Origin of the sequence: Bradyrhizobium sp. CW1, from assembly GCF_023100665.1 — a bacterium.
In the GTDB taxonomy this organism is placed as follows: Bacteria; Pseudomonadota; Alphaproteobacteria; order Rhizobiales; family Xanthobacteraceae; genus Bradyrhizobium; species Bradyrhizobium canariense_D.
This window is the reverse complement of record NZ_CP064684.1, coordinates 3366553-3388364: the sequence shown is the minus strand read 5'-3', so window position 1 is coordinate 3388364 and position 21812 is coordinate 3366553. Positions and strand designations below refer to the sequence as shown.

Genomic DNA, 21812 nt, shown 5'->3' with positions numbered 1-21812 from the left:
ACCGACGACAATCAGGCAAACTTCTTCTGGACTTCTGCCGACACGTTGGCCGGCGCTTCTGCGTAGTGGTCGAACTGCATGGTGAAGGTTGCGCGACCCTGGCTCATCGAGCGCAGGTTATTCACGTAACCGAACATGTTCATGAGCGGCACCATCGCGTTGATGACGTTGGCGTTGCCGCGCATGTCCTGACCCTGGATCTGACCGCGCCGCGAATTCAGGTCGCCGATGACGGAGCCGGTGTAATCTTCCGGGGTCACCACTTCGACCTTCATGATCGGCTCGAGCAGGACGGACTTGCCCTTCTGCAAGGCTTCGCGGAATGCAGCACGCGATGCGATTTCGAAGGCGAGCGCCGACGAATCGACGTCGTGATACTTGCCGTCGACGAGCTGAACCTTGACGTCGACCACGGGGAAGCCCGCGACCACGCCGGAACTCAGCACGCTGTTGATGCCCTTCTCGACGCCGGGGATGTATTCCTTCGGCACCGCACCGCCGACGACCTTGGACTCGAACTCGTAGCCCTTGCCGGGCTCGTTCGGCTCCACGATGATCGACACTTCCGCGAACTGTCCGGTACCGCCGGTCTGCTTCTTGTGGGTGTACTTGACTTCGGACCTCTTGGTGACGCGCTCACGGAACGCCACCTGCGGCGCGCCGATGTTGGCATCGACCTTGTAGGTGCGGCGGAGAATGTCGACCTTGATGTCGAGATGGAGCTCGCCCATGCCCTTGAGGATGGTCTGGCCGGACTCCTGATCGGTCGACACGCGGAAGGACGGATCCTCCGCGGCGAGCTTCGCCAGCGCCACGCCCAGCTTTTCCTGGTCGGCCTTGGACTTAGGCTCGATCGCGATCTCGATGACGGGCTCGGGGAATTCCATCTTTTCGAGGATCACCGCCTTGTCGGGATCGCACAGCGTGTCACCGGTGCGCGCTTCCTTCAGGCCAGCCAGTGCGACGATGTCGCCGGCATAGGCTTCCTTGATGTCTTCGCGGTTGTTCGCATGCATCAGCAACATGCGGCCGATGCGCTCCTTGCGGTCGCGCGTCGAATTGATGACGCCGGTGCCCGACAGCAGCGTGCCGGAATAGATGCGGCAGAAGGTGATGGTGCCGACGAACGGGTCGTCCATGATCTTGAAGGCCAACAGAGCCAGCGGCTCCTTATCGTCCGGCAGGCGAACGACCTCGTTGCCGTCTTCATCGACGCCCTTGATGGCGGGCACGTCAACCGGCGACGGCAGATAATCCACGACTGCGTCGAGCAGAGGCTGCACGCCCTTGTTCTTGAACGCCGAGCCGCACAATACCGGGAAGAACGCGCCAGTCAGCACGGCCTTGCGGATCAAGCGCTTCAACGTCGGCTCATCGGGCTCCTTGCCGTCGAGGTAAGCGGCGAGAACTTCGTCGTCGAGCTCGACGGCGGCTTCCAACAACTTCTCGCGATATTCCTTGGCCTTCTCGACCATGTCCTCGGGAATATCGATGTCCACGAACTTGGCGTCGAGCTTCTCTTCTTCCCAGACCACGCCCTTCATGCGAACGAGGTCGACCAGGCCCTTGAAGTTGTTCTCGGAGCCGATCGGAAGCTGGATCGCGATCGGCTTTGCGCCGAGGCGGTCGACGATGTCCTGCATGCACTTGTAGAAGTCAGCGCCGGTCTTATCCATCTTGTTGGCGAAGACGATGCGCGGAACTTTGTACTTGTCGCCCTGGCGCCAGACCGTCTCGGTCTGGGGCTCGACGCCCTGGTTCGAGTCGAGCACGCACACGGCGCCGTCGAGCACGCGCAGGCTGCGCTCGACTTCGATGGTGAAGTCGACGTGGCCGGGAGTGTCGATGATGTTGAGACGCTTGCCTTCCCAGAACGCGGTGGTCGCGGCCGACGTAATCGTAATGCCGCGCTCCTGCTCCTGCTCCATCCAGTCCATCGTCGCGGCACCTTCGTGCACTTCGCCGATTTTGTGGCTCTTGCCGGTGTAATAGAGAATGCGCTCGGTGGTCGTGGTCTTGCCGGCATCGATATGCGCCATGATACCGAAGTTGCGGTAATTCTCTATGGCATGAACGCGGGGCATGGAGTGTTCCTTAGATTCCGTGTGTCGCCGTTACCAGCGATAGTGCGAGAAGGCGCGGTTGGCTTCCGCCATCCGGTGCACGTCTTCGCGCTTCTTGACGGCGTTACCCCGGTTGTTCGACGCATCCAGGAGCTCCGCAGAGAGCCGCTCGGTCATCGTCTTCTCGTTGCGATCGCGCGCAGCCGAGATCAGCCAGCGAATGCCCAGCGCCTGACGGCGCACCGAGCGAACTTCGACCGGAACCTGATAGGTCGCGCCACCGACGCGGCGGGAGCGCACTTCAATCGTCGGCATGACGTTCTCGAGCGCCTGCTCGAACACGCCGAGCGGGTTCTGCTTTGTCTTGCTTTCAATGAGGCCGAACGCGCCGTAGACGATGCCTTCGGCGACCGACTTCTTTCCGGCGTACATTACCGAATTCATGAACTTCGTGACGATGATATTCCCGAACTTCGGATCGGGAAGGACTTCGCGCTTTTCGGCAGAATGGCGACGAGACATGGACCTGGTTCCCGCTTACTTCGGACGCTTGGCGCCGTACTTCGAACGGCGCTGCTTACGGTTCTTGACGCCCTGGGTATCCAGAACGCCGCGGAGGATGTGGTAGCGCACGCCGGGCAAGTCCTTGACGCGACCGCCGCGGATCATGACCACCGAGTGCTCCTGGAGGTTATGGCCCTCACCGGGGATGTAGCCGATCACCTCGAAGCCGTTGGTCAGGCGCACCTTGGCAACCTTACGAAGCGCCGAGTTCGGCTTCTTCGGGGTCGTGGTGTAAACGCGTGTGCAAACACCGCGCTTCTGCGGCGACTGCTGCAGCGCCGGCACCTTCTTGCGCGACTTCTGCACTTCCCGCGGTTGAGCGATCAGCTGGTTGATCGTCGGCATCCTGGCATTACCCTTTGTGTTCTGCCGCGGCCCGTCACCGGGTCCGCAAATTCTTTCGAGCTACCCGCCCGACGAGGCCGCCTTCCGCGGAACAATCCGCACAAAGCGAAATCGCGCCAACCACCCGTCAACGGGCGGAAAGCGCTTCGACGCCACAGAGGACCGCGGTAGTTGAACCGGTCAGCTTGAAGCTGCGGCCCGCGCACCGAGGTCATGCATCCGAATTCGATCTCGAGAGAACATGCTCAAGAGAACTAAAATCGCACTGGCATTGCCTAGCTATGATCGACAGCGTTTGAGCGGCATTCGTCGAGGTTGGTGCCTGTCTTGGTGATCCCAGGGGATCAAACAGGTGGCCCGTTCCGACGTTGGCGATGCTCACCGCCTGTCGTTAAGTGAGGGGGTTCTATAAGTGGGAGTCGGTCAAGTCAAGGCGAAACGTCAGTCAGAAGCGCTTCCCGCACCTGCCGAAATCGCTTCTTGGGCCGCTCGCTGCGCCTTCGAGAGATGGAAACGAAGAGCGCGTCCGCCACCTCGAAACCTATTTATACCCGGGCTAAATATACTTTTATAACCATTGGCTAAGGCTTTCTTTCCTGTTGGAGCGCCAATGTGCCGCCTTGGGCAGAGATTAGCGCCATGCGGCACACCGACATTGCCATTATCGGCGGGGGATTGTCCGGCTCGACCGCCGCCGCGATGCTCGGCCGTAGCGGCATTTCGACCATCCTGATCGATCCGCATGAGAGCTATTCGGCGGACTTTCGGGTCGAAAAACTCAGCGGTCACGTGCAGGTCGGGCGATTCCTGCAGACGGGAATCGCCGAATCGGTGTTGCACCGCGCGACCTTTGTGGGTGAGAACTGGATCGCGCGCTTCGGCCGCCTTCTCGACAAGGCGCCGAGCCGGCAGTTCAACATCCTCTACGATTCCCTCGTCAACGCTGTCCGCGACGAAATTCCTGCCGGCGTCGAGCGCATCTGCGCCAAGGCTGTCTCGGTCGAGACGAGTGCGGAGCGGCAGAAGGTCACTCTCTCCAACGACGCGATGGTCTCCGCCCGGCTGGTCGTGCTCGCCAACGGACTCAATGTCGGCCTGCGCCACCAGCTGGGAATCGCCCGAAAAGTCGTCAGTGCCTGCCATTCGATTTCGATCGGGTTCGACGTGGTGCCCGCGGGACGGGACTCGTTCGACTTCCCTGCGCTGACCTATTTCTCGGAACGGCCGAGCGACCGCATCCCCTACCTCACGCTTTTTCCGATCGGGACGCGGATGCGCGCCAATCTGTTCGTCTATCGCAGCTTCGACGATCCCTGGCTGCGTGAGCTGCGCCGCGCGCCGGCCGAGACGTTGAACGCTGCGCTGCCACGGCTCAAGCACATCACCGGACCATTCGACATTCCCAGTGAGCTGAAAATCCGTCCGGTCGATCTCTATGTGAACGATGCCAGCGTCCAGCCGGGTCTCGTGCTGGTGGGCGATGCCTTCTCGACCTCCTGCCCGGCCGCCGGCACCGGGTGCGACAAGGTCTTCACCGACGTCGAGCGGCTCTGCAACGTCTATATCCCGCAGTGGCTGGCCTCCGACGGGATGGATACAAGCAAGATCGCCGCCTTCTACGCAGACCCGGTCAAGCGGGAGTGCGACGATTGGTCGGCCGCGAAGGCCTTCGATTTCCGCTCAGTCTCCATTGCGACAAGCCCTTATTGGACGGCGCAGCGCTGGGCACGCTTCATTGCCTGGTCGGTTCAGGGACTATTGCGGCCGCTTGGAGCAGCCTTCGATCTGGAGCCGAACTTCCTCGGTCACTCCTCCTCATCGTCCTCGTCGAGGTCGTCTTCATCCTCGTCGTCTTCGTCGCTGTCCTCGTCGACGTGAGCCGGCGCGCCATGCGGTTGGTGGATCTGGTCGTTCCACAGCTTGCGATAGGTGCCGTTCTTGGCGAGCAGCTCGGCATGCGAGCCGCGCTCGATCGCCCTGCCCCCTGAAATCACGATGATCTCGTCCATCTCGACCACCGAGGTCAGGCGGTGGGTTGACCAGATCATGGTGCGGCCCTTGGCGACCTTCAGCAGCGTGCGGTTGATCGCAGCTTCCGTGGTCTGGTCGAGCGCCGAAGTGGCTTCGTCGAGCAGCAGCACGGAAGGATTACGGATGACCGCGCGCGCGATCGCGATGCGCTGGCGCTGGCCGCCCGACAAGGTATCGCCGCGCTCGCCCACCGGCGTGTCGTATCGTTGCGGCAGGCTCATGATGTAACGGTGGATCTCGGCTTTCTTGGCCGCCTCCTCCACCTCCTCATCGGTCGCGCCCTCCTTGCCGAGCCGAATGTTCTCCCGGATCGACATGTTGAACAGCATATTCTCCTGGAACACCACAGCCATGCTCCGGCGCAGGGAGTCCAGCGTCACCTTGCGGACGTCGACGCCGTCGATGGTGACGCGCCCCTCGTCCGGCACATAGAGCCGCAGGATCAGATTCAGCAGCGTGCTCTTGCCGGAGCCGGACGGACCGACGATGGCAATGCGCTTGCCGACATTGAGCTTGAGGCTGAGATTGTCCAGCACTGGCGTCTGGCTGCCTTCGTACTGGAACGTCACGTGGTCGAAGGTGATGTCGTTGGTGATGCGGGGCAGATCGGGCGCGCCGGCACGATCGGCGCTGCGCGTGGGCTCGTCGAGCAACTCCTGCATATGACGGATCGCGGCTGCCGCGGAGATCGACACGGGGATGAAATGCATCACATGGGCGATGTTGTAGGACACCTCCCAGAACGCACTCTCGAAGGTGACGAAGGTGCCGATGGTAATCTGCCCCTTCGTCGCCAGATATGCGCCGATCGCGAGCACGACGAGATGCAAGAGCAGCACCGAGATGGTGACCGTCCGCTCCACCATGGTCGACAGGAACGCCGCCGAGGCCATCCTGTTTCGCGTCTCGTCGTTGCGGAATTTGAAGAAGCCGAACATCCGGCGTTGCAGGCTGAACGCCTTGATCACGGCCTGCGCCGCCACGTTCTCCTGCACCATGCCGAGCAGCGCAGATTCATTGAGCTTCTGCTCGTAATTCGCCTGGACAGCCTTCGGCGTCAGCATGCGGGGACCGATCAGCGTGATCGGGAACACCAGCAGCGCAACCGCCGCGAGCTGCCAGTTCAGGAACACCATCAGGATGATGCCCGCGATCAGCTCCAGGAACGGCAATGCCGCGCTGTTGGCGAAGGTCTTGACCGAACCCTCGAAGGCCGCGAGGTCGACTGAGAAGCGCGACAGGATCTCGCCGCGCTTGGTGCGGCCGAAATAGGCCGCCGGCAGGTCCTGGACGTGCTCGAACAGCCGTTTGCGGACGTCGGAAATGATGCACGCCGCGAGCCGCGCATCCCAGCGCTCGTACCAGACCGCGACGATCGAGGTGAATATGCCCGCGACCGCGAGCACGCCGAGGATCTTGTACAGCGCCTGAAAATCCTCCTCGCCGAGCGCGTCGTCGATCAGGTACTTCAGGCTGAGCGGCATGATGACGTTGAAGAGCGTCTCGACGAAGACGCCGAACGCCACGAAGGACAGCATCTGCTTGTAGTTTAACAGGAAGGGTTTGACGAAACCCAGGATGGTCGCGAGCGCGCCGGCGGCCTCGCGCGCGGTAAAGACGACGAGGTCCTCGTCCTCATCGTCGTCATCGAGCTCCAGCCCGCCATCCTCCTCGTCTTCATCGTCCTCGTCGTCTTCAAGGTCCGGCTTGGCGGTAGGGACAAGCTTGTCGTCGAGCTCGGCCGCCTCTTCCGCGGCGAGCTTCTGTTTGTCGGGCGGGAGGGGCTTGGACGCCATGAAACCAACCGATGCTGACGGCCGGCATGACCGCAGAGAAAGCAGGAAATAGCGCCAACCGCTACTGCATCGATTCTATGCGATCAAGATGAATTCGGCAAAACAATTGGCGAAGGCGCCCGCTTCAGGCGGCTAGTCGTCTTCCTCATCCTCGACCTTGTCGAAAAAGGAATAGCGCAAGGAATCGGCGTCGGCGTACCACTGGCCCGGTCCCTTGTTGGCGGCGAGCGTCGTCTCCCAGAGCGCGTCCGTGCAGTCCTTGCGGTGCATCGACAGCTCGAAGCCGTTGCCGAAGAACAGTTCGGACCATTCCCACCAGGTGCCGAGCTTCTTGACGCCGCGCAGAAGGTCGTAGCGGTCGATCAGTGCCGGCGCCATGTCCGAGGTGATCGAGCCGAACACGAGCCCGGTCTTGACCACACGGTTCAGCTCCCTGATCGCACGGACCACCTGCTTCGGGGAAACATGGCAGAGGCTGGTCTCGAACACGAAGTCGAACGCACCATCCTTGAACGGCATGTCGGTGATCGAACCGAGCTTGTTGTACTTCCTCAGCGCCTTCGGCGTTCTGGCGTGAATGGTGCGGTTGTTCTCGATACCGAAGGCATCGATGCCGCGATCACGTAGCGCGCCGACAAGCTCGCCGCTGGCCGAGCCCGCGATCAAGAGCTTCGTGCCTTTGGCCTTGCCCCAGACGATGCCGATCAGTTTTGTGAGATAGTCGGGATCCGTGAAGTGTTGCCACACCTCGCTGTAGGGGCCCTGGCCGCGATAATTGTCAAAATAGGCACGATCGATCTTGTCCGAGAGCGGCTTGTCGTCCTGCGAACGCTCGCGGCGCAAGCGCATCATCTCGGTCAAGATGATGTCGGTCGCCGCGTCCGAGGAATCGAGCAGGCCGTTCAGCGTCGAGTCGAACAGATAGTCGCCGACCACCACGATTCCGGGATGTTCCTTCGGCTCGGGCCGGTGGTTGGTCATGACGTCGCGCACGGGCAAGCCGCCCGGAATCGCGTTCACCGAGGACAGCCAGCGGTGGATCTTGCCTTCCATGAAATGCGCGCGTGCATCGCCGAGCGATGCCGGAAGCGATTTCAGCGCGGCATCGATCAGCTCCCGGTCGGAGAGATTCGCAAAGGCCAGCGCATCGGAGCCCGGAATCAGCCAGTTCAGCACGCCGTGCTTGCCCACATCATGGCGGGCGCCCTCGTTATAGACGCAGCAACCGCCAAAGGCTTCCGACATGAACCAGGCGCCGGCGATCTTGTCGCCCCAGAACGGCGTGTCGAACAGGATCGAGACACGCAAATAGTGCGCAGGACGGTCGAAGTACGCGACGTGCTTGACCATCGACTTGCGGAGCTGTTCGCCTTCCCAGCCGACGGTCCCAAGCCAGGAATGCGGCAGACAGACCAGCACAAGGTCGAAGTCGCGCGTCTCCGGCCCCTTGCCGTTCATCATCTTGAGTTGATAGCGGCCGGTCGGCGCCTTGCCGACCGTGAGGATTCGGTGATTGAGCTGGATGTCGGCATTGACCTCCGACTGGAGGCACTCGATGAGCTGCTCGTTGCCGTTCTGGATGGAATAGAGGCCGATATAGCCGTCGACATCCATCAGGTAGTTCTTGAGCGCGTTGAGCCCGTTGGTGTTGTGGCTCTCGGTCGCGAGGTCCGAGCGCGCCATCACCTTGAAGAATCGCTTTGCGGTCTCGTCCTCGACCTCCTCGTCGAGGACCTGTTCGGCGGTCTTGTAGGCCCAGGGATTCTCGTTGTCGTGCGCGCCGACACCCTCGTAGTACTCGATCGGCGTCATCGCCTCGGCGCAGCGCTTACGGAACGCCTCGATTGCGGCTGCGGTCTTGGCACCGTATTTGCGGCGCATGCCCGCGACGTCGTTGAGGAGCTCACCGCCGAACTGCACCTGCTCGGCATCCATCGGAATGGTCTGCAGGCCGAAATGCTGGATCAACTCGCGCAACGGATCCGGCCCGGTCATCGAGTAGTCGTAGATCTCGGCAACGCCGGCCTCGTACATCGCGGGCGCGGAATCGAATTTGCGCGTGACGATCTTGCCGCCGAGCCGGTCGGATGCCTCGTAGATGGTGACGCGGCAGAGGTCGCCAAGCTTGCGCTTCAGATACCAAGCGCTCATCAGCCCGCCGGGGCCGCCGCCTACGATTGCGAGATCAAGCATGAGAATTCCGTGGTCTCCGGCCCGCCCCCTTCACGGGACCACCGGTCTAAGCTCTCCTAGCAGAAGCGCTTTTGCGCCTGAAGGAAAGATGAACAAAGGTTGATCCTGCACCGCAACAGGGAAACAAAGCAGCAAAAAGGCCGGCTTTCGCCGGCCTTTTCAGTGTCCTCGGTATTCCTACGGATGAACGATCATTCCGCAGGTGGCAGCGCCATCGGCTCCACTTCCGGCGCCGGCGGCACGACCGCCGCCTGCTTCTCGCGCTCGTCGAGGATCATCTTGTCGCGCTTCACAGCGACTTCGCGGATCTTCGCCATGGAGGCGCCGGTGCCTGCCGGAATCAGCCGGCCGACGATGACGTTCTCCTTGAGGCCTTCGAGCGGATCGACCTTGCCGTTGACCGCCGCTTCCGTGAGGACGCGGGTGGTCTCCTGGAACGAGGCCGCCGAGAAGAAGGAGCGGGTCTGAAGGCTCGCCTTGGTGATGCCGAGCAGAACCGGCGTCCCCGTGGCGATCTTCTTGCCCTCTTCCTTGGCCTTCGCGTTGATCTGGTCGAACTCGATCTTGTCGATCTGCTCGCCCGAGATCATGTCCGTGTCGCCCTGGTCGGTGACTTCCACCTTCTGGAGCATCTGACGGACGATCACCTCGATGTGCTTGTCGTTGATGAGCACGCCCTGGAGCCGGTAGACCTCCTGGATCTCGTTGACCAGATAGGCCGCGAGTTCCTCGATGCCCTTGACCGCCAGAATGTCGTGCGGCGCCGGGTTGCCTTCCACGATGAAGTCGCCCTTTTCGACGACGTCGCCGTCCTGAAGGTGGATGTGCTTGCCCTTCGGGATCAGGTACTCGCGCGCCTCTTCGGTCTTGTCCATCGGCTCGATCGAGATGCGACGCTTGTTCTTATAGTCGCGCCCAAACCGGATGGTGCCCGCGATTTCGGCGATGATCGCCGCATCCTTCGGACGCCGAGCCTCGAACAGTTCCGCCACCCGCGGCAGACCGCCGGTGATGTCGCGCGTCTTGGCGCTTTCGGTCGAGACACGGGCGAGAATGTCGCCCGCCTGGACCTTGGCGCCGACATCGACCGACAGAATGGCATCGACCGACAGCATGTAGCGGGCATCGCCGCCACGGGCGAGCTTGAGCACCTTGCCGTCCTTGCCCTTGATCACGATGGCGGGACGCAGGTCCCCGCCGCCGCGCATCGAGCGCCAGTCGATGACCACGCGCTTGGCAATACCGGTGGCCTCGTCGAGCGTTTCCGAGATCGACTGTCCCTCGACCAGATCCTCGAAGCCGATAGTACCTTCGACCTCGGTGAGGAGCGGACGGGTGTAGGGATCCCATTCCACGATACGCTGGCCACGCTTGACCATGTCGCCCTCGTCGACGTGCAGGCGCGAACCGTACTGAATACGGTGCGTCGCACGCTCGGTGCCGTCGGCATCGACGATCGCGATCACCATGTTGCGAACCATCGCGACCAGGTGGCCTTCGCTATTGCGGGCGATGGCCTTGTTCCTGATCACGATCTTGCCGTCGAAGTTGGATTCGACGAAAGATTGCTCGTTCAGCTGCGCCGCACCGCCGATGTGGAAGGTGCGCATGGTGAGCTGGGTGCCCGGCTCGCCGATCGACTGGGCCGCGATGACCCCGACCGCTTCGCCGTGGTTGACCGGCGTGCCGCGAGCGAGATCGCGGCCGTAGCACTTGCCGCAGATGCCGTTGACGAGCTCGCAGGTCAGCGCCGAGCGGATCTTCACCTCCTGGACGCCGCCCTGATGGATGGCATCCAGATGGCTCTCTTCCATCAGCGTACCGCGCTTGAAGATCACCTTGCCCGTGCTGTCACGCACGTCTTCGCAGGCCGTGCGTCCGAGGATGCGCGAGCCGAGCGAAGCGACCACGGTGCCGGCATCGACGATGGCGCGCATCTTGATGCCGAGCTTGGTGCCGCAATCGTCCTGCGTGATGATGCAATCCTGCGCGACGTCGACGAGACGACGGGTCAGATAGCCGGAGTTCGCGGTCTTCAACGCGGTGTCCGCGAGGCCCTTGCGGGCGCCGTGGGTCGAGTTGAAGTACTCGAGCACCGAGAGGCCTTCCTTGAAGTTCGAGATGATCGGCGTCTCGATGATCTCGCCCGACGGCTTGGCCATCAGGCCGCGCATGCCGGCGAGCTGGCGCATCTGGGCCGGCGAACCGCGGGCACCGGAGTGAGCCATCATGTAGATCGAGTTGATGTCGGCATCCGCCCCACTCGCCGTCTTCTTGGTCGAGGAGATCTCCTTCATCATCGCCTTGGCGATTTCTTCCGTGGCCTTCGACCAGGCGTCGACGACCTTGTTGTACTTCTCGCCATGGGTAATCAGACCGTCGTTGTACTGCTGCTCGAAATCCTTCGCCAGCGTACGGGTAGCGTCGACGATCTTCCACTTGGAGTGCGGCACGACCATGTCGTCCTTGCCGAACGAGATGCCGGCCTTGAACGCGTTGTAGAAGCCGAGCGCCATGATGCGGTCGCAGAAGATCACCGTCTCCTTCTGGCCGCAGTGGCGGTAGACCTGGTCGATGACGCCGGAGATCTCGCGCTTGGTCATCAGCTTGTTGATGATCTCGTACGGAACGCGCGGGTTCTTCGGCAGCAAATTGCCCAGCATGACGCGGCCGGCGGTGGTCTCGATCCAGCGCCTGGAGATCTTGCCGGTCTCGTCGATGCCTTCCCACCGGTACTTGATCTTGGTGTGGAGGTGGATGACCTTCGCGTGCAGCGCGTGCTCGAGCTCCGCCATCTCGCCGAAGATCTTGCCCTCGCCGGGCAGGCCTTCGCGCATGATGGAGACGTAGTAGAGACCGAGCACGATGTCCTGCGACGGCACGATGATCGGCTGGCCGTTCGCCGGATGCAGGATGTTGTTGGTCGACATCATCAGGACGCGCGCTTCCAGCTGCGCTTCCAGCGACAGCGGAACGTGCACGGCCATCTGGTCGCCGTCGAAGTCGGCGTTGAACGCGGCGCAGACCAGCGGGTGGAGCTGGATCGCCTTGCCCTCGATCAGCACGGGCTCGAACGCCTGGATGCCGAGGCGATGCAGCGTCGGTGCGCGGTTGAGCAGCACGGGATGCTCGCGGATGACCTCGTCCAGGATGTCCCAGACCTCGGGCCGCTCCTTCTCGACCAGCTTCTTGGCCTGCTTCACGGTGGTGGACAGGCCCTTGGCGTCAAGCCGCGAGTAGATGAACGGCTTGAACAGTTCGAGCGCCATCTTCTTCGGCAGACCGCACTGATGCAGGCGCAGCTCGGGACCGACCACGATCACCGAACGGCCCGAATAGTCGACGCGCTTGCCGAGCAGGTTCTGACGGAACCGGCCCTGCTTGCCCTTGAGCATGTCGGCGAGCGACTTCAGCGGACGCTTGTTGGCACCGGTGATGACGCGGCCACGGCGGCCGTTGTCGAACAGCGCGTCGACAGCCTCCTGAAGCATGCGCTTCTCGTTGCGGATGATGATGTCCGGCGCGCGCAGCTCCATCAGCCGCTTCAGGCGGTTGTTGCGGTTGATGACGCGGCGGTAGAGATCGTTGAGGTCCGAGGTCGCGAAGCGGCCGCCATCCAGCGGCACCAGCGGACGCAGGTCCGGCGGAATCACCGGAACCACCGTCATGATCATCCATTCCGGCTTGTTGCCGGAGTGGCGGAACGCTTCCACGATCTTCAGGCGCTTGGCGAGCTTCTTGTGCTTGATGTCGGAGTCGGTCTCCTGCATCTCCGCACGCAAGGTCAGCTCGAGCTTCTCGAGGTCCATGCCCTTGAGCAGCTCGCGAATCGCTTCCGCGCCGATCATGGCGGTAAAGGAATCCTGGCCGTATTCGTCCTGCGCCTTCAGATACTCGTCTTCCGACAAGAGCTGACGGTCCTTCAGCGCGGTGAGGCCCGGCTCGAGCACGACGTAATATTCGAAATAGAGGATCCGCTCGAGATCCTTCAACGTCATGTCGAGCAGGAGGCCGATGCGCGAGGGCAGCGACTTCAGGAACCAGATGTGGGCGACGGGGGCCGCGAGCTCGATATGGCCCATGCGCTCGCGCCGGACGCGCGACAGCGTGACCTCGACCGAGCACTTCTCGCAGATGATGCCCTTGTACTTCATGCGCTTGTACTTGCCGCACAAGCACTCGTAGTCCTTGATCGGCCCGAAGATGCGGGCGCAGAACAGGCCGTCGCGCTCGGGCTTGAAGGTACGGTAGTTGATGGTTTCCGGCTTCTTGATCTCGCCGTACGACCAGGACAGAATCTTCTCGGGGCTCGCGATCGAGATCCGGATCTGGTCGAAGACCTGAGCCGGCGTCGTCGGATTAAAGAGATTCATAATTTCTTGGTTCATCGTCTTCTCCTCGCGTGCCGGTCGCCTCCGGCAGCAAATTCGAAAATCACTATGCGGGGCGCCCTGCCCTCGCGATTCCAGGACTGGGCGCCGATGCCCGGCCATTCAGGCCGGGCATGAGGGTCGTATTACTCGGCCGCTTCCGCCGTCCCCGGTCCGACCTTGGAATTGTGCAGATCGACGTTGAGGCCGAGCGAGCGCATTTCCTTGACCAGCACGTTGAACGATTCCGGAATACCGGCCTCGAAGGTGTCGTCGCCACGCACGATCGCCTCGTACACCTTGGTACGGCCGGCGACGTCGTCCGACTTCACGGTCAGCATCTCCTGGAGCGTGTACGCCGCGCCGTAAGCCTCGAGCGCCCACACTTCCATTTCGCCGAAGCGCTGACCGCCGAACTGCGCCTTGCCGCCCAGCGGCTGCTGGGTAACGAGCGAGTACGGACCGATCGAACGCGCGTGGATCTTGTCGTCGACGAGATGGTGCAGCTTGAGCATGTAGATGTAGCCCACCGTCACCTTGCGGTCGAAGGCGTCGCCGGTGCGGCCGTCATAGACGGTCGACTGGCCCGAAGCGTCCAGACCGGCAAGCTTCAGCATCTCCTCGATGTCGGCTTCCTTGGCGCCGTCGAACACCGGCGTCGCGATCGGAACGCCGCGGCTCAGATTGTGGCCGAGCTCGATCAACTCGTTGTCGTTGAGCGACTTGATCGTCTCGTCCTCGCCGTAGACCTTCTTCAAGGTTTCCTTCAGCGGCCGGATGTCCTGCTTCGACAAATAGGCATCGACCGTCTGGCCGATACGCTTGCCGAGGCCGGCACAGGCCCAGCCGAGATGGGTCTCGAGGATCTGTCCGACGTTCATGCGCGATGGCACGCCGAGCGGATTGAGCACGATGTCGGCATGCGTACCGTCTTCGAGGAACGGCATGTCCTCGATCGGCACGATCTTCGACACCACGCCCTTGTTGCCGTGGCGGCCGGCCATCTTGTCGCCGGGCTGGATCTTGCGCTTCACCGCGACGAAGACCTTGACCATCTTCATCACGCCGGGCGGCAATTCGTCACCGCGCTGAAGCTTTTCGACCTTGTCGAGGAAGCGCTGTTCCAGCCCCTTCTTCGACTCGTCGTACTGCTTCCGCATGGCCTCGATCTCGGCCATCAGCTTGTCGTTCGGCGAAGCGAACAGCCACCACTGCGACTTCGGGTACTCCTCGAGCACCGCACGGGTGATCTTGGTGTCCTTCTTGAAGCCCTTCGGACCGGCGATGCCCTGCCGTCCTTCGAGCAGCTCGGCAAGACGGTTGTAGACGTTGCGGTCCAGGATCGCCTGCTCGTCGTCGCGGTCCTTGGCCAGACGCTCGATCTCTTCCCGCTCGATCGCCAGCGCACGCTCGTCCTTGTCGACGCCGTGCCGGTTGAACACGCGCACTTCGACGATGGTGCCCTGCACGCCCGGAGGAACGCGCAGCGAGGTGTCGCGGACGTCGGAAGCCTTCTCGCCGAAGATGGCGCGCAGGAGCTTTTCTTCCGGCGTCATCGGGCTTTCGCCCTTCGGCGTGATCTTGCCGACCAGGATGTCACCGGCGCGTACTTCCGCGCCGATGTACACGATGCCGGCTTCGTCGAGGTTCTTCAGCGCTTCTTCCGAGACGTTCGGAATGTCGCGGGTGATTTCCTCGGGTCCGAGCTTGGTGTCGCGGGCCATTACCTCGAATTCTTCGATATGAATTGAGGTAAACACGTCTTCCTTCACGATCCGCTCGGAGAGCAGGATCGAGTCTTCGAAGTTGTAGCCGTTCCACGGCATGAACGCGACGAGCACGTTCCGGCCGAGCGCGAGCTCGCCGAGATCGGTCGACGGACCGTCGGCGATGATGTCGCCCTTCTTGACAATGTCGCCGACCTTCACCAGCGGACGCTGGTTGATGCAGGTCGACTGGTTGGAGCGCTGGTACTTCATCAGCCGGTAGATATCGACGCCCGACTTGGTCGGATCGAGATCTTCCGTGGCGCGGATCACGACGCGGGTGGCGTCGATCTGGTCGATCACGCCCGAACGGCGCGCCGCGATCGCAGCACCCGAGTCACGCGCAACCACGCCTTCCATGCCGGTGCCGACGAACGGCGCTTCGGCGCGAACCAGCGGCACCGCCTGGCGCTGCATGTTCGAGCCCATCAGCGCGCGGTTGGCGTCGTCGTTCTCGAGGAACGGGATCAGCGCGGCCGCGACCGAAACGAGCTGCTTCGGCGACACGTCCATGTAGTCGACCTTGTCCGGGGTGACCGGCAAGACTTCGCCGGCGTGACGGCAGACCACGAGATCTTCGGTGAAGCGGCCCTTCGGATCGAGCGGCACGTTGGCCTGCGCGACCGTGTAGCGGCCCTCTTCCATCGCCGAGAGGTACACGACCTCGTCGGTGACGCGGCCGTCCTTGACCTTGCGGTAAGGCGTCTCGACGAAGCCGTACTTGTTCACGCGCGCGAAGGTCGCGAGCGAGTTGATCAGGCCGATGTTCGGACCTTCCGGCGTCTCGATCGGGCAGATGCGGCCGTAATGCGTCGGATGCACGTCGCGGACCTCGAAGCCGGCGCGCTCGCGGGTCAGACCGCCCGGTCCAAGTGCCGACAGGCGGCGCTTGTGGGTGATCTCCGACAGCGGGTTGGTCTGGTCCATGAACTGCGAGAGCTGCGAGGAGCCGAAGAACTCGCGCACGGCGGCGGCCGCCGGCTTGGCGTTGATCAGGTCCTGCGGCATGACCGTGTCGATGTCGACCGAAGACATGCGCTCCTTGATCGCGCGCTCCATGCGGAGCAAGCCGATGCGGTACTGGTTCTCCATGAGCTCGCCGACCGAACGCACACGGCGATTGCCGAGATGGTCGATGTCGTCGATCTCGCCCTTGCCGTCGCGCAAATCCACCAGCGTCTTGATGACGGAGAGGATGTCTTCCTTGCGGAGCGTGCGTTGGGTGTCGGGCGCATCGAGGTCGAGGCGCATGTTCATCTTGACGCGACCGACCGCCGAGAGGTCGTAGCGCTCGGCGTCGAAGAACAGTGACTGGAACATTGCCTGCGCCGAATCCAGCGTCGGCGGCTCGCCGGGACGCATCACGCGGTAGATGTCGAACAGCGCGTCCTCGCGCGTCATGTTCTTGTCGGCCGCGAGGGTGTTGCGGATGTAGGCGCCGACATTGACGTGGTCGATGTCGAGCAGCGGCAGCTCCTTGTAGCCGTGCTCGTTGAGAACCTTGATCGACTTGTCGGTGATCTCTTCACCGGCTTCCGCGTGGATCTCGCCGGTCTTGGGATTGACGAGGTCCTCGGCGATGTAGTTGCCGACGAGCTCAGCATCCGAGAGGCGCAGCGCCTTCAGCCCCTTCTCCTGCATCTGACGCGCACCGCGCACGGTGAGCTTCTTGCCGGCTTCGAGCACGACCTTGCCGGTATCGGCGTCGATCAGGTCGTTGATGGTCGAGTAGCCGCGGAAACGATTGGCGTCGAACGGAACGCGCCAGCCTTCCTTGATCCGCTTGTACTGGATCTTCTTGTAGAAGGTGCTGAGGATCGCCTCGCCGTCGAGACCAAGCGCGAACATCAGCGACGTCACCGGAAGCTTGCGGCGACGGTCGATACGCGCATAGACGATGTCCTTGGCGTCGAACTCGATGTCGAGCCAGGAGCCGCGATATGGGATCACGCGAGCGGCGAACAGCAGCTTGCCCGACGAATGGGTCTTGCCCTTGTCGTGGTCGAAGAACACGCCCGGCGAACGGTGCATCTGCGAGACGATGACGCGCTCGGTGCCGTTGACGATGAAGGTGCCGTTCATCGTCATGAGCGGGATGTCGCCCATGTAGACGTCCTGCTCCTTGATGTCCTTGACCGACTTCGCGCCGGTTTCCTCGTCGATATCGAACACGATGAGGCGTAGCGTCACCTTGAGGGGGGCCGCGAAGGTCATGCCGCGCTGGCGGCACTCGTCGACGTCGTATTTCGGCGGCTCGAACTCGTAGCGGACGAATTCCAGCATCGAGGTGCCCGAGAAGTCGGAGATCGGGAACACCGAGCGGAACACCGCCTGCAAGCCCTCGTCCGATCGACCGCCCTGGGGCTCGTCGACCATCAGGAACTGGTCATAGGACGCCTTCTGAACCTCGATGAGGTTCGGCATCTCGGCGACTTCCTTGATGTGTCCGAAGAACTTGCGAACGCGTTTGCGACCGGTGAATGTCTGCTGCGCCATCGTGGCCTCTCATTTTCGTCGCCCGATTTGGGCGCGCCCTCCGGAACGCGGCGACCGCCGCTCCCCGGGTTGAATTTTTCGAACCCGTCTTGGGGGCCGGAGACTCAGTTTCAGGTAGGAATGTCCTGAATCTGTTCTTCAGACCTTCAAAACGCAAAACGACGCGCGGGGCGCAGGAGCGCGCCCGCCCGTCACAACCAACCTCTTCACGGACTGCAAAAGCCCGAAATAGCTTGCTCTCCCAACGGCTTACAGGGAATGCGGCATCCCTGCCCACCGCGCTTTCGTGCTGCCGACCCGATATGGGGCGACATTAGTGCAGATTCGAGGGACAAACCCTCAAATCCCCACACTTTTTCGTGTTCGGCCTGCGTCGGGTCGTTCCGTCGCACGCCTTTTGCATCTGGCCCGCCCTTTCAGGGAGCGGACCGAGACCCCGGTTGCGATGATGCTGACCGGGATCTCGTGTCAGTAAGCGCTGCTTACTTGAGCTCGACCTTCGCGCCAGCCTTCTCGAGCTGGGCCTTGAGCTTCTCGGCTTCGTCCTTGTTCACGCCTTCCTTGACAGGCTTCGGCGCGCCCTCGACGAGGTCCTTTGCTTCCTTCAGGCCCAGGCCGGTGATGGCGCGGACTTCCTTGATGACCTCGATCTTCTTGTCGCCGGCAGCGGCAAGAACGACCGTGAACTCGGTTTTCTCTTCGGCCGGAGCGGCGGCGGCGCCACCACCAGCCGGGCCGGCCACGGCGACAGCCGCGGCAGCCGAAACGCCCCACTTCTCTTCGAGGAGCTTCGCGAGTTCGGCAGCTTCGAGCACGGTGAGGCTCGAGAGGTCGTCAACGATCTTCTGCAGGTCAGCCATTGTTCAGTTTCCTTGAATGTAAGTCTGGTTCGGGTTTGAGTTTTGCGAAGGGCGTCAGGCCGCTTCGCCCTTTGAGGCATAAGCCTGAATGACACGCGCGAGCTTGCCCGCGGGCGCGTTGGCGAGCTGAGCGATCTTGGTCGCCGGGGCCACAAGCAGGCCGACGATCTTGGCGCGCAGTTCGTCAAGCGACGGCAGCGAGGCAAGTGCCTTCACGCCGTCGACATTCAGGACGGTCGTTCCCATCGAGCCGCCAATGATGACGAACTTTTCGTTCGCCTTGGCGAATTCGACGGCGACCTTTGGCGCCGCTACCGGATCGTCCGAAGTGGCGATCACGGTCGGTCCCTTCAGCATGGGGCCGATGGCAACGACGTCAGTGCCTTCAAGAGCAATTTTGGCGAGACGGTTCTTCGAGACCTTCACCGAGGCGCCAGCCTGCTTCATCTGCGAGCGCAGCTTCTGCATCTGGGCAACGGTCAGGCCGGAATATTGGGCAACGACCGCGACGCTCGTGGTCTTGAAGACCCCATTGAGCTGTTCGACCGCTTCCTTTTTTGCCGCTCGTTCCACAGCAAGCTCTTTCCGGTTGGCGGTCATCGCGAAAGCGGGACCGCCGGGTTGCACCCATCGTCCCGCCCAAACCTGAACCTCAGGGCCAAACCCATCGGACACGCCGGGCAAGACGACAATTCAAAGCCTGCCCTCCGAGAGCCCGTTAGAGCCCACGGCGTGTCGAGGTCCGAACCAAACCCATTCCGCAACCGACCCTAAGGTGGCCACGAAGTGAAATCCGGTCTTCACCCGTCTATGCAGGCCATGCGATTAAGCCGTTGAGAAATCGGAATTCCCCGCGGGCGCCTGCAGTCTTGGACAGGACAAGGTCAGCCGGCGAACCGCCCGACCTCTGCCCGCACCCCACACCCGACGGTTTTCCCTCCCTTTCCAGCAAATCCTCACGGACGCCCTGAAAGGAATGATCTCCATCGCTTGTTTTCGGAATGCGTGCACGAACGCGCCAGCCGAGGCCGGCACGTCCGGAAGCGGTTCTTTAACCGCTCGGGGCCTGCTTGCCAAGAGCAAAATTCACACCAGTTCCAATCCGTTGCCGCTCGCGCTTAACCATGGCCGAAAAGGGCCGGTTTCCGCTCATTTGACCGCGTAAGGCAACTTCTTGCCCTCGAAAAACGCGGTCAGGTTCGCCAGCACGCAGTTCTGCATGGCGACGTGCGATTCCAGGGTGTGGCCGCCAATATGGGGGGAGAACACGACGTTGGGCAGTGCCGTCAGCGCGTCAGGAGCGTGCGGTTCCTTGTCATAGACATCGAGACCGGCTCCAGCGATGGTCTTCTGGGTGAGCGCCAGCACCAGGGCTTTCTCATCGATCACCGAGCCGCGGGAGATGTTGACGACATAGCCGTCCGCCCCGAGGCGCTTGAGGATATCGGCGCTGACGGCATGCTGGGTCTCGGCTCCTGCCCGGACCGCGATCATCAGCACGCTGCACCAGTCGGCCAGCGCCTCCAAGGTCGGGAAATATTGATAGGGCAGATCGTACCTGCTGCGGCTGAAATAGCCGATCTCGCTCTCGAAGGACGCGCAGCGCGCTGCGATCTTGCGGCCGATCTCGCCCATGCCGTAGACCCCGATGCGGCGGCCCGGCATCCCGGCCTGCGGGCGCATCATCGGCGAGGGCTTTGACGCGGCCCAATCGCCGCTTCGGACGTACTGGTCGGCCACCAGGATTCGCCGCGTCGCCGCGAGCATCAGGGTCATCGCGATGTCGGCGACGGAGGCCGCATTGGCACCCGGGCTATGTCCGACCGCAATATTGCGGGCAGCAGCGGCCTTCAGGTCAACACCGTCATAGCCGGTGCCGTAGCAGACGATGGCACCGAGCTTGGGAAACAGGTCCATCGCCTCCGCGCCCAGCGGCGTTCCGCCGGCGGTGAGCACTGCACGGATATCGCCGAGCGCGTCGGCCGAAAACATCTCCCGCGCCGGCTTGCCGCCGGTGTCGAGCAGCTCGAACCGCTCGGCGAAGCGCGCCATCATCGTCTTGGGAAAGCGCGAGTAGATCAGGACCTTGTCAGTCATTGTTCTTGTTTCCGGTGAACGCCGTCACAAACGACGAGGGGCGGAATCGGTTGCCCAATTCCGCCCCTCGCCTCATGTCATTTGCAAACCTTAGCCGAGAATGGTGCCCGGCTCGACCTTCACGCCGGGGCCCATCGACGAGGACACCGCAACGCGCTGGATGTAGGTGCCCTTGGAACCGGCCGGCTTGGCCTTGGAGACAGCGTCAGCCAAGGCCTTGATGTTTTCGACCAGTTTTTCCTCGGTGAACGAGGCCTTGCCGACGCCAGCCTGCAGGATGCCGGCCTTCTCGACGCGGAACTCGACCGAGCCGCCCTTGGCGCCCTTCACGGCGCCGGTGACGTCCATGGTCACGGTGCCGATCTTCGGGTTCGGCATCAGGCCGCGCGGGCCCAGCACCTTACCGAGACGACCGACCAGCGGCATCATGTCGGGGGTCGCAATACAACGATCGAAATCGATCGTGCCGTTCTGCACCTTCTCGACCAGGTCCTCGGCGCCGACGACGTCGGCTCCGGCAGCCTTGGCCTCGTCGGCCTTGGCGCCGCGGGCGAACACGCCGACGCGGAGCGTACGGCCGGTGCCGTTCGGCAGGGTCACAACGCCGCGGACCATCTGGTCGGCGTGACGCGGATCGACGCCGAGATTGATCGCGACCTCGATGGTCTCGTCGAACTTCGCTTTCGCGCGTTCCTTGACCATCTTGATGGCGTCTGCGAGCGGGTAAAGCTTTTCGCGATCAATACCTTCGCGGGCTTTGTTCAAACGTTTTCCGATTGCCATGACCGCTTACCCTGCCACTTCCAGACCCATCGAGCGGGCAGAGCCCTCGACCATCTTCATGGCCGCTTCGATGGAATCGCAATTGAGATCCTTCATCTTCTTCTCGGCGATCTCGCGCACCTGCGCTTTGGTCACCGCACCCGCCTTGTCACGGCCCGGCGCCTTGGAGCCGGACTGGATCTTGGCAGCCTGCTTGAGGAAGAAGGACATCGGCGGCGTCTTCATCTCGAACGTGAAGGAACGATCGGCGTAGATCGTAATCACGACGGGAATCGGGGTGTTTTTCTCTTCCTTCTGGGTCTGGGCGTTGAACGCCTTGCAGAACTCCATGATGTTGAGACCGCGCTGACCGAGCGCGGGACCGATCGGGGGCGAAGGATTCGCCGCACCGGCCGGGACCTGAAGCTTCAGGTATCCGGTCACTTTCTTTGCCATGTATCACTCCTGT

Annotated in this window: 13 protein-coding genes; 1 reads left to right on the top strand and 12 read right to left on the bottom strand. The window is 62.4% G+C overall.

What is annotated here, in order from left to right; translation table 11 throughout:
* Positions 1–11: 11 nt before the first annotated feature.
* From fusA to rpsL, 3 genes are read right to left on the bottom strand one after another with little or no spacing between them, the layout of a single operon-like run.
* A complete protein-coding gene (gene fusA, locus IVB54_RS16460) occupies positions 12–2084 on the bottom strand; it encodes an elongation factor G (protein ID WP_026233180.1) in 2073 nt (690 codons plus the stop codon).
* A 30-nt stretch (positions 2085–2114) separates the two neighbouring features.
* Positions 2115–2585 (bottom strand): 30S ribosomal protein S7, encoded by a 471-nt coding sequence (rpsG, locus tag IVB54_RS16455; protein ID WP_007603009.1) that lies wholly within the window; start codon positions 2583–2585, stop codon positions 2115–2117.
* A gap of 15 nt (positions 2586–2600) precedes the next feature.
* On the bottom strand, positions 2601–2972 hold the full coding sequence (rpsL, locus tag IVB54_RS16450; RefSeq protein WP_007603006.1) for a 30S ribosomal protein S12: 372 nt from the start codon (positions 2970–2972) through the stop codon (positions 2601–2603).
* 639 nt (positions 2973–3611) lie between these two features.
* On the opposite strand from rpsL, the gene IVB54_RS16445 reads away from it, so the two are divergent.
* Positions 3612–4850 (top strand): NAD(P)/FAD-dependent oxidoreductase, encoded by a 1239-nt coding sequence (locus tag IVB54_RS16445; protein ID WP_247370498.1) that lies wholly within the window; start codon positions 3612–3614, stop codon positions 4848–4850.
* On the opposite strand, the gene IVB54_RS16440 is transcribed toward IVB54_RS16445, so the two are convergent.
* The 9 genes from IVB54_RS16440 to rplK all read right to left on the bottom strand — a co-directional run bounded on the left by IVB54_RS16440 (position 4778) and on the right by rplK (position 21799).
* The gene (locus tag IVB54_RS16440; protein ID WP_247777369.1) at positions 4778–6799 is read right to left on the bottom strand and encodes an ABC transporter ATP-binding protein; all 2022 of its coding nucleotides are present in this window, start codon (positions 6797–6799) and stop codon (positions 4778–4780) included. The genes IVB54_RS16445 and IVB54_RS16440 overlap by 73 nt on opposite strands.
* Positions 6800–6931: 132 nt before the next feature.
* A complete protein-coding gene (locus IVB54_RS16435; protein ID WP_018456449.1) occupies positions 6932–8992 on the bottom strand; it encodes an FAD-dependent oxidoreductase in 2061 nt (686 codons plus the stop codon).
* Between the two features lie 191 nt (positions 8993–9183).
* Complete coding sequence (gene rpoC / locus IVB54_RS16430) at positions 9184–13380, bottom strand: DNA-directed RNA polymerase subunit beta' (RefSeq protein ID WP_026233179.1); 4197 nt, start codon at positions 13378–13380, stop codon at positions 9184–9186.
* 128 nt (positions 13381–13508) lie between these two features.
* A complete protein-coding gene (gene rpoB, locus IVB54_RS16425; RefSeq protein ID WP_018456447.1) occupies positions 13509–17624 on the bottom strand; it encodes a DNA-directed RNA polymerase subunit beta in 4116 nt (1371 codons plus the stop codon).
* A gap of 482 nt (positions 17625–18106) precedes the next feature.
* Positions 18107–18484, bottom strand: coding sequence for a 50S ribosomal protein L7/L12 (gene rplL, locus IVB54_RS16420; protein WP_007602994.1), 378 nt, complete (start codon positions 18482–18484; stop codon positions 18107–18109).
* A 54-nt stretch (positions 18485–18538) separates the two neighbouring features.
* Positions 18539–19057 (bottom strand): 50S ribosomal protein L10, encoded by a 519-nt coding sequence (gene rplJ / locus IVB54_RS16415; protein ID WP_027567495.1) that lies wholly within the window; start codon positions 19055–19057, stop codon positions 18539–18541.
* Between the two features lie 576 nt (positions 19058–19633).
* Positions 19634–20581 (bottom strand): 2-hydroxyacid dehydrogenase, encoded by a 948-nt coding sequence (locus IVB54_RS16410; protein WP_018456445.1) that lies wholly within the window; start codon positions 20579–20581, stop codon positions 19634–19636.
* A gap of 90 nt (positions 20582–20671) precedes the next feature.
* Entirely contained in the window at positions 20672–21364 is a 693-nt protein-coding gene (gene rplA / locus IVB54_RS16405; protein WP_007602988.1) for a 50S ribosomal protein L1, read from the bottom strand.
* A 6-nt stretch (positions 21365–21370) separates the two neighbouring features.
* Positions 21371–21799 carry a 50S ribosomal protein L11 gene (gene rplK / locus IVB54_RS16400; protein ID WP_018456444.1) on the bottom strand — a complete coding sequence of 143 codons (429 nt, stop codon included), beginning with the start codon at positions 21797–21799 and terminating at the stop codon, positions 21371–21373.
* Between the last annotated feature and the right edge of the window lie 13 nt (positions 21800–21812).

Coding starts and splice junctions, on each gene's coding strand:
- fusA (WP_026233180.1), bottom strand. CDS start 2,084: ATGCCCCGCGTTCATGCCATAGAGAATTACCGCAACTTCGGTATCATG.
- rpsG (WP_007603009.1), bottom strand. CDS start 2,585: ATGTCTCGTCGCCATTCTGCCGAAAAGCGCGAAGTCCTTCCCGATCCG.
- rpsL (WP_007603006.1), bottom strand. CDS start 2,972: ATGCCGACGATCAACCAGCTGATCGCTCAACCGCGGGAAGTGCAGAAG.
- IVB54_RS16445 (WP_247370498.1), top strand. CDS start 3,612: ATGCGGCACACCGACATTGCCATTATCGGCGGGGGATTGTCCGGCTCG.
- IVB54_RS16440 (WP_247777369.1), bottom strand. CDS start 6,799: ATGGCGTCCAAGCCCCTCCCGCCCGACAAACAGAAGCTCGCCGCGGAA.
- IVB54_RS16435 (WP_018456449.1), bottom strand. CDS start 8,992: ATGCTTGATCTCGCAATCGTAGGCGGCGGCCCCGGCGGGCTGATGAGC.
- rpoC (WP_026233179.1), bottom strand. CDS start 13,380: ATGAACCAAGAAATTATGAATCTCTTTAATCCGACGACGCCGGCTCAG.
- rpoB (WP_018456447.1), bottom strand. CDS start 17,624: ATGGCGCAGCAGACATTCACCGGTCGCAAACGCGTTCGCAAGTTCTTC.
- rplL (WP_007602994.1), bottom strand. CDS start 18,484: ATGGCTGACCTGCAGAAGATCGTTGACGACCTCTCGAGCCTCACCGTG.
- IVB54_RS16410 (WP_018456445.1), bottom strand. CDS start 20,581: ATGACTGACAAGGTCCTGATCTACTCGCGCTTTCCCAAGACGATGATG.
- rplA (WP_007602988.1), bottom strand. CDS start 21,364: ATGGCAATCGGAAAACGTTTGAACAAAGCCCGCGAAGGTATTGATCGC.
- rplK (WP_018456444.1), bottom strand. CDS start 21,799: ATGGCAAAGAAAGTGACCGGATACCTGAAGCTTCAGGTCCCGGCCGGT.